Annotated in this window: 20 protein-coding genes; 14 read left to right on the plus strand and 6 right to left on the minus strand. The window is 40.7% G+C overall.

All coding sequences use genetic code 11. The features are described from left to right. The 6 genes from CD00_RS0100780 to CD00_RS0100805 all read left to right on the plus strand — a co-directional run bounded on the left by CD00_RS0100780 (position 1) and on the right by CD00_RS0100805 (position 7,087). Complete coding sequence (locus CD00_RS0100780; RefSeq protein WP_026654183.1) at positions 1 to 483, plus strand: flavodoxin; 483 nt, start codon at positions 1 to 3, stop codon at positions 481 to 483. 147 nt (positions 484 to 630) lie between these two features. Beyond that, positions 631 to 948 (plus strand): hypothetical protein, encoded by a 318-nt coding sequence (locus CD00_RS0100785; RefSeq protein WP_026654184.1) that lies wholly within the window; start codon positions 631 to 633, stop codon positions 946 to 948. Beyond that, entirely contained in the window at positions 908 to 1,792 is an 885-nt protein-coding gene (locus CD00_RS0100790) for a hypothetical protein (protein WP_026654185.1), read from the plus strand. Before CD00_RS0100785 ends, CD00_RS0100790 begins: the two co-directional genes overlap by 41 nt. Positions 1,793 to 2,010: 218 nt before the next feature. Continuing rightward, the gene (gene leuS / locus CD00_RS0100795) at positions 2,011 to 4,431 is read left to right on the plus strand and encodes a leucine--tRNA ligase (protein ID WP_026654186.1); all 2,421 of its coding nucleotides are present in this window, start codon (positions 2,011 to 2,013) and stop codon (positions 4,429 to 4,431) included. A gap of 317 nt (positions 4,432 to 4,748) precedes the next feature. Further along, entirely contained in the window at positions 4,749 to 6,305 is a 1,557-nt protein-coding gene (locus tag CD00_RS0100800; RefSeq protein WP_196803715.1) for a sensor domain-containing phosphodiesterase, read from the plus strand. Positions 6,306 to 6,349: 44 nt separating this feature from the next. Beyond that, positions 6,350 to 7,087, plus strand: coding sequence for a hypothetical protein (locus CD00_RS0100805; protein WP_026654188.1), 738 nt, complete (start codon positions 6,350 to 6,352; stop codon positions 7,085 to 7,087). A 60-nt stretch (positions 7,088 to 7,147) separates the two neighbouring features. Here the strand turns inward: CD00_RS0100805 and CD00_RS0100810 are convergent, their stop codons facing one another. After that, positions 7,148 to 7,393, minus strand: coding sequence for a hypothetical protein (locus tag CD00_RS0100810; RefSeq protein WP_026654189.1), 246 nt, complete (start codon positions 7,391 to 7,393; stop codon positions 7,148 to 7,150). Positions 7,394 to 7,740: 347 nt separating this feature from the next. On the opposite strand from CD00_RS0100810, the gene CD00_RS16685 reads away from it, so the two are divergent. Together CD00_RS16685 and CD00_RS0100820 are read left to right on the plus strand one after the other, a co-directional pair. Next, entirely contained in the window at positions 7,741 to 8,583 is an 843-nt protein-coding gene (locus tag CD00_RS16685; protein WP_034461891.1) for a DUF3737 family protein, read from the plus strand. After that, positions 8,580 to 9,416, plus strand: a complete 837-nt coding sequence (locus tag CD00_RS0100820) for a patatin family protein (protein WP_026654190.1) — start codon at positions 8,580 to 8,582, stop codon at positions 9,414 to 9,416. Before CD00_RS16685 ends, CD00_RS0100820 begins: the two co-directional genes overlap by 4 nt. On the opposite strand, the gene CD00_RS0100825 is transcribed toward CD00_RS0100820, so the two are convergent. Genes CD00_RS0100825 through CD00_RS0100840 form a run of 4 tightly spaced genes read right to left on the minus strand, consistent with a single transcriptional unit; the run spans position 9,392 to position 12,781 of the window. Continuing rightward, positions 9,392 to 10,654, minus strand: a complete 1,263-nt coding sequence (locus CD00_RS0100825) for a substrate-binding domain-containing protein (protein WP_026654191.1) — start codon at positions 10,652 to 10,654, stop codon at positions 9,392 to 9,394. The genes CD00_RS0100820 and CD00_RS0100825 overlap by 25 nt on opposite strands. Before the next feature lie 12 nt (positions 10,655 to 10,666). Further along, the gene (locus CD00_RS18960) at positions 10,667 to 11,599 is read right to left on the minus strand and encodes an HD-GYP domain-containing protein (protein ID WP_051199053.1); all 933 of its coding nucleotides are present in this window, start codon (positions 11,597 to 11,599) and stop codon (positions 10,667 to 10,669) included. Between the two features lie 32 nt (positions 11,600 to 11,631). Further along, entirely contained in the window at positions 11,632 to 12,141 is a 510-nt protein-coding gene (locus CD00_RS0100835; protein WP_081811800.1) for a GGDEF domain-containing protein, read from the minus strand. After that, entirely contained in the window at positions 12,071 to 12,781 is a 711-nt protein-coding gene (locus CD00_RS0100840) for a hypothetical protein (RefSeq protein WP_026654193.1), read from the minus strand. The genes CD00_RS0100835 and CD00_RS0100840 overlap by 71 nt, the downstream gene beginning before the upstream one ends. An 848-nt stretch (positions 12,782 to 13,629) precedes the next feature. Between CD00_RS0100840 and CD00_RS0100850 the strand changes: the two genes are divergently transcribed. The 6 genes from CD00_RS0100850 (at position 13,630) to CD00_RS0100880 (ending at position 18,677) form a co-directional block, all read left to right on the plus strand. Further along, positions 13,630 to 14,682 (plus strand): leucine-rich repeat domain-containing protein, encoded by a 1,053-nt coding sequence (locus CD00_RS0100850; RefSeq protein ID WP_026654194.1) that lies wholly within the window; start codon positions 13,630 to 13,632, stop codon positions 14,680 to 14,682. Positions 14,683 to 14,863: 181 nt separating this feature from the next. Next, entirely contained in the window at positions 14,864 to 15,184 is a 321-nt protein-coding gene (locus CD00_RS0100855) for a GIY-YIG nuclease family protein (RefSeq protein WP_026654195.1), read from the plus strand. 258 nt (positions 15,185 to 15,442) lie between these two features. Continuing rightward, positions 15,443 to 16,537 (plus strand): RNA-splicing ligase RtcB, encoded by a 1,095-nt coding sequence (locus CD00_RS0100865; protein WP_034462217.1) that lies wholly within the window; start codon positions 15,443 to 15,445, stop codon positions 16,535 to 16,537. After that, positions 16,538 to 17,134, plus strand: a complete 597-nt coding sequence (gene prfH, locus CD00_RS0100870) for a peptide chain release factor H (protein ID WP_026654197.1) — start codon at positions 16,538 to 16,540, stop codon at positions 17,132 to 17,134. A 95-nt stretch (positions 17,135 to 17,229) separates the two neighbouring features. Then, positions 17,230 to 17,460 (plus strand): hypothetical protein, encoded by a 231-nt coding sequence (locus tag CD00_RS0100875; RefSeq protein ID WP_026654198.1) that lies wholly within the window; start codon positions 17,230 to 17,232, stop codon positions 17,458 to 17,460. Between the two features lie 71 nt (positions 17,461 to 17,531). Then, positions 17,532 to 18,677, plus strand: a complete 1,146-nt coding sequence (locus CD00_RS0100880; RefSeq protein WP_026654199.1) for a YcjF family protein — start codon at positions 17,532 to 17,534, stop codon at positions 18,675 to 18,677. 109 nt (positions 18,678 to 18,786) lie between these two features. On the opposite strand, the gene CD00_RS0100885 is transcribed toward CD00_RS0100880, so the two are convergent. Continuing rightward, a complete protein-coding gene (locus tag CD00_RS0100885; protein ID WP_026654200.1) occupies positions 18,787 to 19,698 on the minus strand; it encodes a hypothetical protein in 912 nt (303 codons plus the stop codon). Positions 19,699 to 19,739 lie beyond the last annotated feature (41 nt).

The following is a 19,739-nucleotide window of genomic DNA, read 5'->3' on the forward strand; positions in this document are numbered from 1 at the left end:
ATGGATAAAAAAGTATTGGTGGCTTATTTTTCTGCCAGCGGAGTTACTGCGAAAGTTGCAAAAGAGCTTGCTTCTTCTATAGGAGCTGACATTTACGAGATTGTTCCGAAAGAGAAATATACATCGGAAGATCTTAATTGGCAGGATGAAAAATCGCGAAGCAGTATAGAAATGAAAGATGTCGCGTCGCGTCCCGAGATTGCGGATAATTCTGCAAATGTGGACACGGCAGATGTAATTTTCATCGGATTTCCCATCTGGTGGTATACAGCGCCACACATCATAAACAGCTTCCTTGAATCCTATGATTTTGCAGGTAAACATGTAGTTCTTTTCGCAACATCGGGTGGAACCGATATAGAAAAGAGCGTAAAAGATCTTCAGAATACATACACTCGAATCCGCTTCGACGGCGGCAAAAAGATAAGCGTCGGAACTCCCGCCGACGAGCTTAAAGCTTGGGCAGGAAAATACGTATCGTGAAATATTGAAGGATGTAGTCATCGTTCCGGCTACATCTTTTTTTTGCGCTTTTATACAAAAATTTTTCACAGATAAGAATATTTTCATATGCTATCATTCATAATGAAAAGATTTAACAGGGAGATATAGGAGAAAGAAGGAAAAGGTATGAAGAAAAGAGGTTTATTGTTACTGCTTGTAAGTGCGGTCCTGACAGGGTGTCAGCCGGCGGATGTAAGCTCGATAATTGGGGATGTATTGGATAAAGAAGAGACTGTGGAAGCAGATGATGCTGCAGAGGCTGCTACCGATGCGGGCACAAGTGATGAAAACGGTGCCGGACAGAGCAATTCTGCGGCAAGTGATGAAGATTACGGAGTGTACGAAGATCTGATCTCCAAGATTAAAGAAGGTCTTGAAAAGGGAGATTTAAAGCTGAGTGAGCTTGATCTTTCAGAAAAAAACAGTTTTACCTTATGTGCCTGAAACAAGTGAAGATTATAAGGATAATGAAGATAACGATGTTTATGGCTATCTTACAAAAGATCTGGATGGTGACGGTGCAAAAGAGCTCATTCTCGGAGCAAATTCATATATAGCTGGAACAAAGGTTCCGCTTGGAAGCTATGATTCGGTCATCTATGACATATTTACGCTTAAAGACGGAAATTTGGTTCATGTGCTAAAAGCTAATAAAGATGAAAGGTACTTTTTTGCCGCAGACGGAGAAATCTTCAAAGAACAGGGAGGAGAAAATGTAACTTTCCCTATATGCGTTGTCGGAACCTTTTACAAATTTGCAGGAGATAAACTTGATATTGTTGACGGCATCAGATGTGAATTTGATAAAGAAACCGAAGAGGATATATTTTATTATTCGACACAAGATCCGTACAAAGACAGTTCAAACGAGGTTTCCTTTGAAAAGATTGATGAGATCATTGATAAGAGATGCAATGAATTTGTAGAATTCACAAAGTTTGTTGATCCTGCGGAGCCTGCAAAGAAAGCTACGGTGTACACTCGGACTATGAGTGATGGCTTTAGGTATTCTGAGCTGAATTGTTGGGTGGATCGGTATAAGGCATATATTAAATTTTATGATGACAATACCGGTGAGCTGGATTTGAAATACAACGGCGAAGGCGGATATTACAAATTTACATATGACGATAATAAAATCCATGTTACCGGTTGGATTAATAATCCCGATGCAGGGGTCGGTGACAAAATAGACGGAATAGAATATGAATATAAGATTGAAGGAAATACGCTCAAGTTTAAAGATGAAGAGGGCGAGTGGTCGGACTTTGTCAAAGAAGAGAATTAAGCTTGCCTTTGCACGATCGATTACTGCTTTGGGCTCATTGGAGTGTCCGGCACAACATGAGCAAAAATTGCATATATACGCCGCAGCAATCGGTACATGATTTTTTGCCCCGTTTATTTGACATCCGTTTTGCTTGTGGTAAAATTTTGTAGATAGTCTATGCTTTTATTCATTAGCTGAGCATAGTTTGAATAGTTATATTGGAGGAGTAATATCTCATGTCAGAAGTATACAATCATCATGTAGTTGAAAAGAAGTGGCAGCAGGTCTGGGACGACGAGAAGGCTTTCGCTGCAACAAATGACTTCACAAAGCCTAAGTACTATGCGCTTGTAGAATTTCCTTATCCTTCGGGACAGGGACTTCACGTAGGACATCCACGTCCTTATACAGCGCTTGATATTGTAGCAAGAAAGCGCAGAATGCAGGGATATAACGTACTATATCCTATGGGCTGGGATGCGTTCGGACTTCCTACAGAGAATTATGCCATTAAGAATCATATTCATCCCAAGATCGTTACAGAGAATAACGTAAAGAGATTCAAAGAGCAGCTTCATTCACTCGGATACTCTTTTGACTGGGATAGAGAGATAAATACAACAGATCCTAAGTACTATCACTGGACACAGTGGATCTTCAGAAAACTCTTCGAAGAGGGACTTGCTTACAAGAAGGAGATGCCTATCAACTGGTGTACTTCATGTAAGGTTGGTCTTGCAAACGAGGAAGTTGTTAACGGTGTCTGCGAGCGTTGCGGATCACCCGTTGTTCGTAAGGTAAAGAGCGAGTGGATGCTCAAGATCACTGAGTATGCAGATAAGCTCATCGACGGACTTGATACTGTTGATTATATCGAGAGAGTTAAGGTTTCACAGAAGAACTGGATCGGACGTTCAACAGGTGCCGAGGTTGATTTTGCGATAAAAGATACCGAGGACAAGCTTACAGTATATACAACAAGATGCGATACACTCTTCGGAGCTACTTATATGGTAGTTTCACCCGAGCATCCTTATCTTGATAAATATAAGGACAAGATCAGTAACTTCGACGCTATCCTTGCTTACCGTGAGGAAGCTGCAAAGAAGTCTGACTTCGAGCGTTCTGAGCTTGCCAAGGATAAGACAGGTGTGCAGGTTGACGGTATCGTTGCCATTAATCCTGTTAATGGAAAAGAGATTCCTATCTGGGTTTCAGATTACGTACTCATGAGCTACGGAACAGGTGCTATCATGGCGGTTCCTGCACATGATGACAGAGACTGGGAATTTGCAAAGAAATTTGATCTTCCTATCATTCAGGTTGTTGCAAAGGATGGCGAGGAAGTTGATGTTAACGCTGCTGCATTTACAGACGTTGCAACAGGAGTACTTGTTAATTCAGGATTCCTCAACGGCCTTTCTGTAGCAGATGCCAAGGCTAAGATGATCGAGTTCCTTGAGGAAAAGAAGATCGGTCATGCCAAGGTTAATTATAAGCTTCGTGACTGGGTATTTTCACGTCAGAGATATTGGGGTGAGCCTATCCCTGTAGTTCACTGTGAGAAGTGCGGATATGTATCTATACCTGAATCTGAGCTTCCTCTTCTTCTTCCCGAAGTAGAGAGCTACGAGCCTACAGATAACGGTGAGTCACCTCTTGCAGCTATGACAGACTGGGTAAATACAACATGTCCTTGCTGCGGCGGCCCCGCTAAGAGAGAGACAGATACAATGCCTCAGTGGGCAGGATCTTCATGGTACTTCTTAAGATACTGCGATCCTACAAACGACAACGAGCTTGCAAGCAAAGAAGCTCTTAAATACTGGATGCCTGTAGACTGGTATAACGGAGGAATGGAGCATACAACACTTCACCTTCTTTATTCAAGATTCTGGCACAAGTTCCTCTATGATCAGGGCGTTGTTAACACTCCCGAGCCTTATCAGAAGAGAACTTCTCACGGTATGATCCTTGGTGAGAACGGCGAGAAGATGAGTAAGTCAAGAGGAAACGTAGTTAACCCTGACGATATCGTAAGAGATTACGGCGCAGATACACTTCGTACTTATGAAATGTTCATCGGAGCATTCGACCTTGCAGCAAGCTGGTCAGAAGACGGAGTTAAGGGGTGCCGCAGATTCCTTGACAGAGTATGGAAACTTCAGGATATCATGACTGATGAAGAAGGTTATTCAAAAGACCTTGAGACCAAGATGCACCAGACAATCCAGAAGGTTTCATTCGACTTTGAGAACCTTAAGTACAATACAGCTATCGCAGCAATGATGGCACTTATAAATGACTTCTATAAGAAGAATGCCGTTACAAAGGGCGAGTACAAGACACTTATCACACTCCTTAACCCTGTTGCACCTCATATCACAGAGGAAATCTGGCAGACAATCGGAGGTGAGGGTCGTTTGTATCAGCAGAGCTGGCCTGAATTTGACGAGGCTAAGACAGTTACAAACACTGTTGAGATCGCAGTTCAGATCAACGGTAAAGTAAAGGCAACTCTCAACATCAGCAAGGATGACCCTAAGGACGAAGTTATCGCAAAGGGTAAAGAGCTCATTGCCGACAAGCTTGAGGGCAAGACAATAGTAAAAGAAATTTACGTTCCGGGAAGAATTGTAAATATCGTTGCGAAGTAACTTCCGTAACTGAATAATTAAGAATAAAGAAGAAGCAGTAATCGTGATCGGTGTACCGACCCCCAAAAGTTAGACCAAAAATCTAACTTTTGGGAGGTCGGTACAAAATGAACTGTTGCTTCTTTTTTTATGCAAGCGAAAAAATCTCTTAGATGATATAATGTTAATAGATGTGCCAAAAAACATTACACCAATTGGCATAAGATTATTGGAAAGAGGTAGAATGCGGGATGTCAGGAGGAGTGTACGATACAATCAATAGGATTTTCGATACCTTTGCGGTAACGTCGAGAAGCCGATATGTATATGTCTATGACATGGCAAAAAATATCTCGAGGTGGTCACTTAACGCAGTTGATTACTTCGGACTTACAAGCGAGTATATTTATAATGCATCGGCTGTATGGGAAAGCAAGATCCACCCTGATGACAGAGAAAAGTATAACGAGTATCTCAAGCAGGTTTTTGTCGGTGTTAAGCTTGATCCCAATTTTGAATACAGGGCAAGAAACAAAAACGGCGAGTATGTTGCGTGCTCATGCAGGGGTGTCGTAATAAAAGACTATGTCGGAAAGCCCTCTTTTTACGCATGTTCAATAACAAACAAAGGAATAATAAACAACAACGATCCGATAACTCTTTTGCCCAACCAGTATGAAATGCTGAATGACATGAGAAGTCTTAAGAATAATAAAAAGACCTATGCCGTTCTTATGATCAATTTCATCGACTTTGGTGATGTAAACAGGCGTTACGGATATATGACCGGTAACAGTGTGCTCAGGGCGCTTGCGACTAAGCTTGCGACGGACGGTGCACCGATAGGAAAGGCATACAGAGGCGAGGGAACAATCCTTGCGCTCATCAGCGAGAACATAGATCTTGAGCCGCTTAAAAGACTCTTTATGAGGCTTAAGACTTATTCAAGAGAAGGTATAATGGTCGAAGGAAAGCGTGTTGTCAATGAACTTGGCGGCGGCATAATAATCGCGACCGATTTTGATATAGACGAGCATTCGATTTATACGAGCGCGAAGTATGCGCTTAATTATTCCAAGACGCAGAAGCACGGAAATCTTATGGTTTTCCAGAACGATACGGCGGAAAGCAATAAGAGTAACATGGCTCTTGTAAATGAAGTAAGAAACAGCGTCATAAACGGATATCACGGCTTCTATCTTGAGTATCAGCCGATCTTTTCGGTTACCGACAATCAGCTTGTGGGAATGGAAGTGTTCGTAAGATGGGAAAAAGAACCTTTCGGCTCGGTTTCGCCATCGGAGTTCATCCCATGGCTTGAGCAGGATCCTGTTTTCTATGCGCTTGGAAACTGGATTCTTGAGACGGCGCTCGGAGAGGCGCTTGAGATAAAGAGAAGTCAAAAAGATTTTTACCTCAGTGTAAACCTTGCATTTATGCAGCTTGAAAGATCCGAGTTCAGAACAGTTCTTTTGGAAATCTTGCGAAGAACGGGATATCCGGCAACAGGCCTGTGCCTTGAACTTACAAACAGCAGCAGTCAGCTTGGAATGGAACATCTAAAGAGCCAGATTGAATTCCTTAAGTCATGCGGGCTTAAGATAGGGCTTGATGCGTCAGACTTTGCGGCAATGGATCTTGTAAGGCATCTGCCGATAGACCTTATCAATCTCGTTCCTTCAATGACGGGGGGAATGGAGAATAACATTACTACTAAGTACATGGTGGAAGCCGTTACTTCTTTTGCCCACAGACTTAATATAAGGACGTGTTTCACAGGCATAGAGGATGAGGAGACGCTTAAGATTGCCAAGCAATATCCCATTTCTGATATGATGGGATATTATTTCGGGCATCCGTGCAGGATAGAGGAGTTTAAGAGAGAGTACCTTTGACACAGGCGAAGTATAGTGAATAACGGAATTGAGAAAGGATTACGATGAGCAGAACCTTTCGTTATATTCAAAATGATGATGTTCTTAAGTCTTTCATAAAGTTTAGGGATACCATTCTGATTGAAAGACCGGTGGTTATTGCGCGTCACGGAGACTACAGCCTTACTATGACTAGAGTTTCCGACAATTCACTTAAGCTTACTATTGTTAATGCGGAAAAGAAAAAGAAAGTTTTCAGCAGGACTTACGATGTAGATAAGACTACAGATGCGCTTGTTTCCAGGGGGACGAGGCATGCTTGCCAGAAGATGGCTGAGCTTAGCGATGAAGAAGTGGACAGAAAAAGACTCCAGATCTGGAAATGGTATGTCCTTGACTGGCAGGAGGAAAACATTGATAAGGACGGCGAGATACTGAAAGCGGAGATTACCTGGGAGGATTATGTCGATAAGACCAAGAACGACGTGCTTGATATCGAGGCTTTTCTCCACGGTGATTATCTGAACCTCGGAAATACGCTGATGCTTATAGAAAAGTATATGCCGGACGCCGGACATCGCGATATGTTCAGGAAATTCGCAATTGAAGACATTATGGAGATGACGAGCGAAGATACTAAGGATAAGTCGATCGCGGAGGCTGAAAACAGGGTTCAATCAGAAGAAGTCAAAAAGCACACTTATCAGTTTACGGTAAGTGTCGAAGCCACGGACAAAGAACACGCAAGACAGGCGCTGTTATTTTATCTTGCGGGAGATGAGAGAATAAAAGTACAAAAATAAAGCACCAACCTTTCATAATGAAAAAAAGATTGATGCTTTCTTTATTTGGAACTGAACTAATCACCTGATTTTAACGAACGCTAATGCTTTTTTCTCTGTATTGTTCTCCTTCCTGTGGATAAGCTCCGTTGTATGTACGGTGTACTCTGAAGTGTATTCTTCATCCGATACATTTCCGGCTCCCATCATATCGAGTGCTTTGAATTTGCCGTAGGAAAGGTTCTGCTCTTTTGCCTTAATTGCATCTGCCATGATCTCGATGCAACTTTGGCTGATGTTATTCTTGGCCTTAGCTGAACGTCTCATTTTTTTTTCCTCCTCGTCTCATAAGAAATATTCAATTCATAAGAAATAAAATTACTAAATGATTTGCTTGTAAATTAATAGGCCCCTCAACCTATTGTGGTTTTGATACAAGATTTCATTCAATGAATACATTATATACTATTTATCATAGAAATAATAGTGATATTTAGCCACTTTAACCCGTTAAAATATAAAAATTTTATGAAATTATCTTTCTTTTTCACATAAGGAAAACGACGCTTACACAAATTAGAGTGTTTTTGCACCTGCTTGCATTTAATTTTAAATTGTGTACAATATAATATGATTCGAAGTTGTTTTATTTTTTGGTTGATTATGAGGTTTATATGAAGAATATTGTAGAGAACAAGCAGTTTGATGAGGAGAGAGCTCTTTATAATCTCACTGATGCAGAGGTTAGGAATTGTAGATTCGAAGGACCTGCAGACGGCGAGTCTGCGCTTAAAGAGGCAAGGGATATAAAGGTGGAAGAATGCAGTTTTTCCCTAAGGTATCCACTTTGGCACGTGACGAACTTTGAGATTGATAAGTCTTCTATGAATGAATTTACGAGGGCAGCTCTCTGGTACGATAAAAACGGAAAGATAAAGGATTCCAAGCTTGGCGGTATTAAGGCTCTTAGAGAGTGCAAGGATATAATCATCGAGAACAGCGATATTGTGTCTGAGGAGTTTGGATGGAAGTGTGACAACATCACGCTTAAAGATACGAAAGTTGAATCAATGTATCTGTTCCTTGACAGTAAGAACCTGAAACTTGATAATGTCGAGATGAAGGGCAAATACTCTTTTCAATATGTTGAAAACATGGAAATATCAAATTGCAACTTTGATACCAAGGATGCTTTTTGGCACACTAAGAACGTTACGGTAAGAGACAGCATCGTTAAGGGTGAGTACCTTGCATGGTATTCGGAAGGGCTTACACTTATTAACTGCAAGATAATAGGAACGCAGCCGCTTTGCTACTGCAAGGACCTTAAGCTTATCGATTGTACGATGGAAGGCTGCGATCTTTCTTTTGAATATTCGGATGTAGAAGCGAGTATAATAGGTAGCATAGATTCAGTCAAGAACCCGAGATCGGGCAAAATAACAGCAGATGCCGTCGGTGAGATCATCACGGAGGCACCTGTAATAGAATGCAGCGGAGAGGTTATCATAAGATGAAAAAAGGGCTTGTTTTGGAAGGCGGAGCAATGAGAGGCATGTTCACTTGCGGCGTGCTTGATGTTTTTCTGGAAGAGGGGATTGAATTTGACGGAGCCGTGGGAGTTTCCGCGGGAGCTACGTTTGGCTGTAATATCAAGTCAAAGCAGCACGGAAGAGCGCTCAGATATAATAAGAAATACTGCGCGGACAAAAGATATCACAGCATCTCATCTCTTTTGACAACAGGCGACATCTATAACGTAAAATTTTGCTACGACGAACTTCCTTACAAGCTTGATAAATGGGACATTGAGACATTTAAGAATTCACCGATGGAGTTCTACTGCGTTGCAACGGACATAACAACCGGCAAGCCCGTATATCATAAGTGCCTTACCGGGGAAAAAGACGATATAATCTGGATACAGGCATCCGCTTCAATGCCGCTTGTATCAAGACCTGTAGACATAGCCGGTGGCAAATACTTAGACGGCGGAATATCAGATTCCATCCCGCTTAAATTTATGGAAGAGCAAGGCTACGATAACAACCTCGTCATTGAAACCCAGCCCGTTGACTATATAAAGAAACCACAGTCCTATATGCCACTCGTCCGCTTTATGCTCCGCAAATACCCCAACATGATCAAAGCGATGGAAGAGCGCTACATCATGTATAACGAGGAGAAGAAGTATATCAGAGAAAAAGAGCTCGCCGGCGAGATTAAAGTCATCCGTCCCGACGCGCCTTTAAATATCAGTCCTGTCGAAAAAGACCCTGCACAGCTCCAGCGTGTCTATGACCTGGGCAGAGCCAAAGCTATATCTTACTTGGAGAGCAGATCCATGTAAATATGTGCATTATCTGTCTTTATCATATTGATCGCAAACGCGTCATATTCTGACGGATCGCCCAGCTGCGAAGTAATGCTTGATTCGTCATATCCGTTGCCAATCACGATGGTAAGATCAAGATTGAGGGAGTAGGCGTACAGCTGCAGCAGCGGCTGGTACGTCTGGCTAAGGAAATCATCTTCGGTACTGTAGATGTTTAGCCACACCTTTTTTCTTGGATGCTCATCTTCATTAAGCTGGTGCGTTACTTCTTCATACGGCGCTCTCGGATCGAGGTGCGATATATAGTTTTCACTTGTAACGGCAAGGTTTAGTGCCAGGAAGGCGCGCTCCCTGTCGGCATAGTAATAGTCAGCATCGCGAAGAACGTTTCCGGCATCGTCTATCACACCGATTCCGGTGTTTACATCAACTCCGTCAAGACAATTTCTTAGAATGCGCAGCGTAAGGTATGCCTGAATTTCGGCTCTTTGGCTGATACTTCCGCAAAAGCCGTCCTTTATGGCAGCTACGCAGTCTCCGTTTGCATCATATCCAAATACGGGAACACCGTTACTGTGAGCCCATTTATCAAACATCTTAAGTCCCATTCCGTCGTTGTTGGAAATAATAACATCTATGCTGTCGCCAAACAGGCTTACCCATTCATCAATGGCAACGCCCGCAGCTTCCGCATTCCAGGTTGCGCCATTAGGAGATGCCATCTCTTTTGACGCAAGCTCTCTTATGATATAGTCTTTTCCCGCTATTGTGATGCTTCCGTCTGTTACGATCTTAGAACTTCCATCGAGGTTTAGTCCGACGGCATCGGGAATTATCACATCATCTTTTTTTACGGCAGTTCCGCAAGCTTTTCTTGCTCCGCGCGTTCTTGCGGCGGATATATTGTGCCCCGTATCGCCTATGGCAAGGACATAGCCGATGATTCCGTCACCGTTTCTGTCAAGCGAAGCATCGCGGCCCATTATGTATTTGATGATCATCTCGCCTTGCAGCGTTGCACCCTGCTCCATATCAACACCGACGTAGTATGTATTATTGTTAAAAGTTATGGCGTCGTAATCAATTTCGCCGGTCTCGCTGTTTGAAGGCTGTCTGTTAAACCAGACAACAGGCTTGTCCTTATTTGAGATATTCGCACCGGTCATCGAATTGCTTGCCGTTTCGGCGCAAGCGGAAGAAGTTACCATGCCGGCTAAGAGAAGCGGGATAATAATTTTTTTTCCAAAATTCATACGATCATCTCCTTACAGATTGTCTTCCCTGAAATCGTTTGCGAGGAAAAGAGCCATCTTATCTTTTACACTTCTGGTGCAACCCTCGACTTTTTCGCGTGGGATCGAGCAGAATATCTTGACGATTTCCTTATCAAGCTGCGAACCTGCAGCAATCTTCAAAGAACCGATAGCGTCGTCGTAGGATCTCGAGGGCTTGTAGGACCTTACCATGACTATCGCGGAATACGTGTCGGCAACTGCTATTATCCTCGATGCGAGAGGAATTTCGTTGCCTTTAAGTCCGTAGTAGCCGTTTCCGTCAATTCGCTCGTGATGGTACAAGATCCAGTCGGATATATTGTCAAAAGAGTGAATTTGCTTAAGTACCTGCACACCGATGTTTGTGTGCTTTTTTATAAGATCCCATTCGCCGCTTTCAAGTTTTCCCGGTTTGTTCAGGATCTTGCTCGGGATTCCGAGTTTTCCGACATCGAGGAAAAGAGCCGCATAGCGCAGATTCTCACATTGAATTGTCTTTTTATATTTGTACGGAAGGTAGTCATATATGAGCATGGCAATCTCCATAACGTGGATGGAGTGGCCGTCGAGGTTGGTGTCGCGCGCTTCGATCATTCCGATCAGGCTCTCTGCGATCTCCTTTGTCTTGGACTTCACATTTGTTATGACTATGAATATCCAATTGGTGAAAAGAAACATTATCAGGGACAGAATGACCACTACAATCCCGCTTAGGATATTGTCGCGGCTAATGAACATTGCAGCTACAAAGAAGAAGCATGTGGCTATGTAGAGACAGTAGGAAGCATAGAGGATCACTTTTTTCTTCCCGTCAAATGTAGTAATGACATCTCTGTGAATGGTGAAAAAAGAGATACACTCCAGAGTGGTGTAGACCGCTATTATGATTCCACATAAAATAAGGGCTTTTACAACAATGATCATATCTGCACTCCTTATGGAAAAGAGGAAAAACTTCAGCCTACCGTGATGCGGTTTCTTCCCTGTTTTTTGGATTGGTAGAGAGCTTCGTCGGCACGCTTATAGATTGCATCCATGTCTTTGTCATCGCCCGTGACGGCGGTAACACCCAAAGAAGCGTTAATGCCGCTTAGTTCGCCAATCTGCACTGCATTTAGCTTTGTAAGAATATATTGCAAAAGAGATATTACATTTTCCATGTTTTTCTGACCGCGTATGAGCATTATATACTCATCGCCGCCGAGTCTTCCTGCGATGCTGAATTTGTCGCGCACGGCTCTTTCTGTAAAAGACCATTTCTCAAACATATCAATATTCAAGGCTTCCACTATGGTGTGTGATGTCGTCTGGATTGCCTTGTCGCCCATCTGATGTCCGAGTTTGTCGTTTATCTCTTTGAACTTATCAAGATCCAGCAGACATACGGCGAGGAATTCATCGCGCCTTATCGGATCTTTTATGATCTGATCGGCTATCGCAAAAAAAACGAGCTCTGTTAAGAAGATCCGTCAAAGTATCAAAACTTGAGCGTATCTCGAGGTCGCGCTGAATCTGAATATTTTTTTGAAGCGTATAGAACTGTGTCATTTTATTGTGCTGGAAGAAGTAATGCAGAATAAGCGAAAGAGCAAGGAAAACAATTATATTGTACATATCAAGTTCTGCGAGTGAATGAGGTTTGAACTTGAACGAAGTGTATAAAAAGATACTGCAATAGAAGATAAGAAGTACAGTAAATCTTATCATGGTATCGATATATGTAACGGAAAGAAGGACAACTATGACAAGATACATAGTTGCGGCAAGATAGGGCTGCGAGACCGATGAGAATATTCCGAAAACAATCAGGATAATTGAGCTTGCATGAACAAAGAAAGTTGAGTACCTAGCACAGAATTTTTTGAGCACAATAAAAACGACCTCAAAAACCAGAGACAGGATCATAAACGAGTAATACATGTTGAAATTTCTTCTTGTCAGCCCAAACTCGTTCAAAAGACACAGAATCATGAATGTGAGGGTCATCAAAAGAAGCCAGCTGTTAATAATTAACAGGTGCGTGTAATTTGTGTCATGTATGAGTTTTTTACAATCATCATAGCGATGCTTTTCGAATCCGTAGTAGTTTATCTTTTGCCAATACATAGTCAGACCTCATAGCCGGTATTGCCATCAAATTAACTATTTACAGTATAATTATACGCTATTTACAGAAAATGCGAAACAGGGAAAAGAATGAGGGGGTGGGAAGGTGGAGCATATCGGTTATAGCTTTAGCTTTAGCTGTAGGAGAGGAATTGCTTTTGGGAGGAATGGATGTTTTACGGCCAAGATGTTGCTATCAAAATATTTAAGCTTAAGATTTTGTGGTTAAGATGTTGCGTAGAAGGAGAATTTGAACACGTTGTATGGTCTTAGAGAGTGTATTGGGGCTGTAGGACCATGAGTTTCATGAATTTGAAGGGGGTATGAGAGAGTTTTGTGGCTGAGGGTATGGTCCTAGAGAATGTATTGTGGCTGTAGGACCATGAGTTTCATGATTTCACAGGGGGTATGAGAGAATTTTGGAGCCGAGAGCATGGCCCTAGAGAGAAGTATTTGGCGATAGGACCATGTATCATGCAAAATCACGGGCTATGTAAGCGGTTTGTGCCCGAAAAAGCATGACCCCAGAGAGTGTTTTTTATTATTAGGACCATACATCACATAAAAATCACATTCAGTGCCCTTTTCAAGGCGGTTATGTGATATTATTACATGTGTTATTTTATTATGTGAGGTTCCTACTATTTAATATACCGCCGGGATGCCGGCGAATGGGAAAGCTTTTTATATGTGGTCCCTTGGGGACGGGGGTAGTGGATCATTCTCATTAAGTGAGTGTAGATAAATGCACCGTAGTCGTTGAATATATTAGAAATTAGGAGCAGAATAGTATTAAAGAATTACCGGATACTGATTATTTTAATGGAACGCGAAAGTGAAAAGAACTGATGGAAAAGATTAAGAATACGATATTAAACAGGAAAAAAATCATATTCTCTATCATTGTAGTTCTGATAGCCATATTAGGATATAAGTTATTTTGTCTTTCACTTGTAGGAAAGATGTATTTGAACGGGGATTATCTGTTTAAGATTGAAAAAGATCATGCAGTGCTAAAAGAGTACACCGGTACTTCTGAGATAGTAAAGATACCAAAGAAGATAGCAGAAAAACCTGTTACAGAGATTTTCTATAATGCATTTAGCAGAAACCTCAATATCAGAGAAGTTGAATTTCCATCAACTATGCGAATTATAGATAACCATGCCTTTGATCAGTGTTCCAATCTTGAAAAAATAAAGTTTAACGGTTGTTTGGATGAAATAAGATACAGAGCATTCGGAGGCTGCGAAAAATTAACTGAATTAGAGTTCTTCCCCAATTCAAAAACCCAGGTTTTTCCTTGGGCATTTGAAAGTTGTTCCAATCTTAAAACGGTTAATGTAAATAACGCTCCGATTACTTTAGAGTGGTATGCTTTCGCTAGTTGCTTAAGGCTTTTAGAGATAGTTGGTGCGGATAATATGCGTGCGGATATTGGCTCTTTCTTTCATTCAGGACTGGAATTTACGGTGAAGCGGGAGAATGGATTTACATATTTTTCAAATTTTCTGCTGGGTTACACAGGAAATGAAAAGGATATATATATACCGGAAGGTATCAGATTTATAAGTTATAGATGTTTTGGATATCTGGATTATTATGACGTATCCGGTATTCATTTTCCAAAAGGTTTTACAACAAAGCGTTTTTTGCTTGAATTCAATAAGGATATGATAAAAAAGAATGGAAAGGTAAAGCTATATTTTGCAAATACTGAGGCTTTTTTTGAAGATTATAAAGACAACACCGATGAGCTTTTCTTTCAACCTAATGCAAATGAAAATGATGAGTATATAAACTTTCTTATTGAGGATTGCATTATTGTAGGACCTGAAGATAGCGCCGCAGTTCAGTTCGCAAAGAATCATGGAATTGAATATACTATAGAGGAATCTTAGGAGTAACAATTTTATGCGAAAACCAAAAAGCTTTCCTGCTACATTGATATGTAGAGGAAAGCTTTTTATATGATATAATAGAAGGCAGTTATAGCTTGTTTTTTCAGTGATTTAGTAATTTTATATTTTAGATTTCAGTGCACCACAGCTTTAAAAACATCAAAAAAAGCGGAGCAACTACATGACTACTGCAGATCAGACGCAAGAAATTCTTTATGTAATCACGAATCACAAATTTCCAAGCGAAAATTACGGAAATGATGATTTTCTCAATAACTGGCCTATGCTCTATATTCTTGAGAATGGGAAAAAGATCTATATTGGTGAATCTACCAATGTTTCCGAAAGGATGAAGCAGCATTATAACAATCATGAGAAAAGAGAATTCAAACAAGTTCATTTTATCTATTCAGAAAGATTCAATCAGTCGGCGACATTTCATGTGGTCCTTTTGGGGACGGGGTTAGTGGATCATTTTGAAAAGTTTTACTTTTCAAAATGATGTGCTATACTTCTTTTTGTTGTAACTAAGAATTTTCAATTGCTCGCAATGAGCAGAAAGGAGGACAATCATGAGATACATGACAATTTTTGGAACTAATAACGTAATTGACAGAGGCATGTTTGTCCGCCGTCTTTTTCCTGATTATTCAATCAGACTATTCACGGATAAATAACAGAGCAGGACAAGTGTAGCCTCTGATGTATCGGAGGTTTTATTTTGATACTTGTAAATGGAAAATATGCAGAAGCACAGATTATGTGCAAACAGGAGTTTGATGGTTCAAATGTATATGAGTATGCCCTTTCGCAGATTCAGATGATCTGTGATAACAGAGCGGCGGAAGGCTCGGTAATAAGAGTTATGCCGGATGTTCATCCTGGGAAAGTCGGACCCATCGGGCTTACCATGACGGTCACTGACAGGATTCTTCCTTCACTTGTGGGTGTTGACATCGGATGTGGAATGCTCGCCGTAAAGCTGAGCAAGTTTCGAAATGATTTTCAAAAGCTTGATGCGGTAATCAGAGATAACATACCTGTTGGATTAAACATAAGAAAAAAAGTTCATAATGGCGCGGTATTTCATTTGGAGAGCCTTCGCTGCTATAAGCACATCAGAAATGATAAGGCTCTTTTGAGTATTGGCACACTTGGTGGTGGAAATCATTTTATTGAGCTGGATATTGATGAAAAAAAGGAAGTATATCTGATCATTCATAGCGGTAGCAGGAATCTGGGCAGAGAAGTGGCTGAGTATTACATGGCAGCAGGACAGAAGCTTCTAAAGGAACAGGGAAAAGAAGATGTTCCTTACGAGATGACCTATCTTTCGGGAAATCTTATGGAAGATTATCTGAATGACCTTGCGGTCGTGCAGGAGTATGCAGCCTTGAACCGCAGAATTATTGCTATGGATATCATGAAAGGTATGAAATGGAAGGGGATAGAAGAGGTTTCATGCATTCATAACTATGTTGACTTTGCCGGAGATGCACCTGTTCTTAGAAAAGGTGCAATCTCCGCTGCGGAAAATGAGAATGTTATCATACCCATCAATATGAAAGACGGCGTGATACTTGGAAAAGGAAAAGGAAATGTCATGTGGAACAATTCTGCACCACATGGTTCGGGAAGAATCTTATCAAGAGGAGAAGTGACCTGTTCGCACACTGTGTCTGAGTTTAAGGCATCAATGAAGGGGATTTATTCCACATGCATCGGAAAAGATACTCTGGATGAGGCTCCATTTGCTTACAGAGGAGTGGACTATATTAAAGAAGCTATAGAGGAAACGGTGTCGATCGATAAGATACTAAAACCAATCTACAACTACAAGGGAGGCAATTCATAAATGATATTACAGATAAGTTCCGGAAAGGGCCCTGTTGAATGCAGGGTCGCTGTCGGAGGAATATATAGAGCTTTGAAAAAAGAATTTTCGGATATTGAGATGATAACATCAGTGAAAGGGGAGATTGAAGGAGCATTTTCATCAATTGTCTTTTCATCTGTACAGAATCTTTCAGGGCTTGAAGGAACAATGCAGTGGATCTGCAAGAGCAAGTACAGACCGGGGCATAAGAGAAAAAACTGGTTTGTTGATGTAAGTGTTATTCCCGAGCCTGAAGTGATAAGCGAAAAGCTTACCGCTGATACCGTAAGAATCGAGAAGTTTCACAGCGGTGGTCCGGGCGGTCAGAACGTCAACAAAGTCGAGACGGGAGTCAGAGTCATCCATATTCCCACCGGTATTACAGTATCGTCAACAAGAGAACGCTCACAGTTCGCCAACAAGCAGGATGCTCTCAAGAAATTGTCCGCAGTTCTCAGAGAGCTTAATGAAACAAGCAAGGATTTGCAGAAAAACGACGCCTGGAGCAAACATGCGCAGATTGTGCGCGGAAACCCAATCCGTGTATACGAAGGAGAGAAGTTTGAGCTACGGTGACGGGGTTAGTGGACTATTTTGAAAAAGCCATTGAATATATATATAATGTGGAGCAAACTATTACTAAATAGTGTTACTAGGCGGGAATTTGTTATATGACAAAAGAACAACAGATGATTGAGTATATGTTTCAAGATCTTGTTGAAATGCTGACCGAGGACAAGAATCTAGAATACGATAAAGCAATGCATATAATATATGATTCAGAAGTATACGAGAAACTTTTGGATATAGAGACAGGATTATATGGAGAAAGTCCAGCATATGTTTATGATCTCTTACAGGATGAGCTGAAATATGGGCATATAGTACAGATGGAGATATAGTTTTGTTATCACTTACATATTTAGATAAGAGAGTTTGTGATCTTTAGATTGTAATATTTGGAGGTTCGCTTATGGAGATGGGAAATGTTCTTGTTATCGGCAATTCAGGTGTTGGCAAGTCGACACTGATAAATGCGGTTATTGGAACAGAAGATGCAGAAACCGGAATTGGGTATGAGGGAACTACAAAGAATATACATATATATTTGAACGAAGAGATTGGTTTGAGGCTTGTAGATACAGCGGGATTTGAACCATCTTTTATCAAGAAAATGAAGGTTATTCAGGAAGTACAGAAATGGTCTAAGCAGAGTGTTACGGATGAGGATCATAATATTAATGTGATTTGGTTCTGCATTGATGGAACTTCCAGTAAACTATTTGATGATACTATCAAAAATCTTATGAGAGCAACAAGTATTTGGAAATCAGTTCCGATTATTGTTGTTATTACAAAATCGTATTCTGTGCCGGAACGTGATCAGAATATTGAATTAGTAAAAAAAGTATTCTATAGACAGAAAAAAGCAGGAGCAAATCTTCGTGAGATTATTCCGGTTGTTGCAGCAACATATGTGCTTAATGATGACGCTTTTGCTGCACCGTATGGAATACCGGAACTTATAGAGAAGACAGTTGCATTGTTACCTGATGGAAAAAAGGCAGCAATTAATGATGTCAATTCATATAAATTACAGCGCAGGAGATTGATGGCGCAGTCTGTTGTTGGAGTAGCGACTACTGCGGGAGTAGTTGTCGGAGCAGTACCTATTCCATTTCCTGATGCAATGATTTTATCGCCAACTGAGATAGCAGAAGTAAATGCAATAGCCTCAATTTATGGAATAAAAAAGGATGATAGAAGCAAGAAGTTTATTAAAATTATCATTGAAGTGGGGACGGTAAGTGCAGTTGCAAGAAATGCAATAGTTGCTTTGAAAGCTATTCCTGGATTAAACCTTGCTGCAAGCGTTGTTAATGCAGTTATAGCAGGAGGATTTGTTGCGGCAATAGGAGAAGGGGCAATCTATGCTTTTGAACAAATATATTTAGGAAACAAAACGCTTGATGATATTGATTGGATTACAAAGTTTATTGAATCTAAATTTGCAAAAAGTTTTATTACAAAACTTACAAAAGTTTTGGAAGAAATCTCTGATGGAGCTGATAAGAAGCAGATTGTAGAGGCAATAAAGAATGCGTTCAGAAAACAATGACATCTTGAATCTGTGGTTCAAGAATGCATCAACCAAGCCAATTAGAATCGACTTCGTCGATGAGGCTTGGTTGACTCTTGTATCACTTTCTCACGAAATCCGCACTTGCTTACTGAGGGGTATCGGATTTGTAAAATACAGGATTGTAAACACCGCCATCAAATTCATATAGTTGGATATAGACGTAATCATTAGAATAATCAGAATAGGAGGCAAATTCGGAATTGGAATTTTTTGGATATATGCGATATGCCAATTCAACAAAGCCTCCGCAGTTTTCTCCATCTGCATCTAAGAAGGAATCCGATAAAAAGTTGACTACACAGTAATAGCTGCCGTCATTCCATTTTGTCACGTATATAGGTTTTTGATTTTCAAAAGTATTCACATTATTTTCTTTGTGCATTTCAAGAATATCAGTATCATAACCACCTGTAATAATGCCATCTGAGTCGAGAATCACATCCGGTATGATGTCTCCACCGCCAAATGAATCATTGGTATTGGAAGTCGTTTTGTATGTTCCTTCAAACTCAGAGAAGTCACCTTCATATATCGGACCTGTTTCAACCTTTTTTTCAAAGGATACGAGACCATCCTCACCTTCAATATTTAGAACATCACCTTCGATAGTGTAATCATATGAAGTTCCATCGCAATAATAGATCTTTTTTTCGTCATAGGTAAAACTTCGTACCCCTCCGATATCGTAGTTTTCGCAAAAAACGCCATTATTTTCTTCAAAGAAAGTGTAAGACGTTTCAAAGCTGACTTCCTCACCGAAGATTACATCGTTGTCTTCTCTTACATATTTTCTGCTAATAAGAGAATTGGCCTGAGTGCTTTCAGAATTATTTACCTGTTCTTGATTTTCTTTATTTAACAATTCAGAACCCGTGTGCGATAAATCTGCCGTTGCATTTTCGTTGTTTTCGTCTGTTTGGCTTACGCAGCCTGTTGAAGTAGCTACGATAAGACATAATGTGCATATTAAAATTGGGTTAGTAATTCTTTTTTTCATTAAATGCTCCTATCTTGATTCATCTTTCTTTCCGTGTGATT

The sequence above is a fragment of the Butyrivibrio sp. AE3003 genome, from assembly GCF_000686065.1.
GTDB lineage: Bacteria > Bacillota > Clostridia > Lachnospirales > Lachnospiraceae > Butyrivibrio > Butyrivibrio hungatei_A.

What these genes read in the sequence shown, in the direction of transcription:
- CD00_RS0100780 (WP_026654183.1), top strand. Translation starts at nt 1, where the DNA reads ATGGATAAAAAAGTATTGGTGGCTTATTTTTCTGCCAGCGGAGTTACT.
- CD00_RS0100785 (WP_026654184.1), top strand. Translation starts at nt 631, where the DNA reads ATGAAGAAAAGAGGTTTATTGTTACTGCTTGTAAGTGCGGTCCTGACA.
- leuS (WP_026654186.1), top strand. Translation starts at nt 2,011, where the DNA reads ATGTCAGAAGTATACAATCATCATGTAGTTGAAAAGAAGTGGCAGCAG.
- CD00_RS0100800 (WP_196803715.1), top strand. Translation starts at nt 4,749, where the DNA reads ATGGCAAAAAATATCTCGAGGTGGTCACTTAACGCAGTTGATTACTTC.
- CD00_RS0100805 (WP_026654188.1), top strand. Translation starts at nt 6,350, where the DNA reads ATGAGCAGAACCTTTCGTTATATTCAAAATGATGATGTTCTTAAGTCT.
- CD00_RS0100810 (WP_026654189.1), bottom strand. Translation starts at nt 7,393, where the DNA reads ATGAGACGTTCAGCTAAGGCCAAGAATAACATCAGCCAAAGTTGCATC.
- CD00_RS16685 (WP_034461891.1), top strand. Translation starts at nt 7,741, where the DNA reads ATGAAGAATATTGTAGAGAACAAGCAGTTTGATGAGGAGAGAGCTCTT.
- CD00_RS0100820 (WP_026654190.1), top strand. Translation starts at nt 8,580, where the DNA reads ATGAAAAAAGGGCTTGTTTTGGAAGGCGGAGCAATGAGAGGCATGTTC.
- CD00_RS0100825 (WP_026654191.1), bottom strand. Translation starts at nt 10,654, where the DNA reads ATGAATTTTGGAAAAAAAATTATTATCCCGCTTCTCTTAGCCGGCATG.
- CD00_RS18960 (WP_051199053.1), bottom strand. Translation starts at nt 11,599, where the DNA reads ATGATCATTGTTGTAAAAGCCCTTATTTTATGTGGAATCATAATAGCG.
- CD00_RS0100840 (WP_026654193.1), bottom strand. Translation starts at nt 12,781, where the DNA reads ATGTATTGGCAAAAGATAAACTACTACGGATTCGAAAAGCATCGCTAT.
- CD00_RS0100850 (WP_026654194.1), top strand. Translation starts at nt 13,630, where the DNA reads ATGGAAAAGATTAAGAATACGATATTAAACAGGAAAAAAATCATATTC.
- CD00_RS0100855 (WP_026654195.1), top strand. Translation starts at nt 14,864, where the DNA reads ATGACTACTGCAGATCAGACGCAAGAAATTCTTTATGTAATCACGAAT.
- CD00_RS0100865 (WP_034462217.1), top strand. Translation starts at nt 15,443, where the DNA reads ATGTGCAAACAGGAGTTTGATGGTTCAAATGTATATGAGTATGCCCTT.
- prfH (WP_026654197.1), top strand. Translation starts at nt 16,538, where the DNA reads ATGATATTACAGATAAGTTCCGGAAAGGGCCCTGTTGAATGCAGGGTC.
- CD00_RS0100875 (WP_026654198.1), top strand. Translation starts at nt 17,230, where the DNA reads ATGACAAAAGAACAACAGATGATTGAGTATATGTTTCAAGATCTTGTT.
- CD00_RS0100880 (WP_026654199.1), top strand. Translation starts at nt 17,532, where the DNA reads ATGGAGATGGGAAATGTTCTTGTTATCGGCAATTCAGGTGTTGGCAAG.
- CD00_RS0100885 (WP_026654200.1), bottom strand. Translation starts at nt 19,698, where the DNA reads ATGAAAAAAAGAATTACTAACCCAATTTTAATATGCACATTATGTCTT.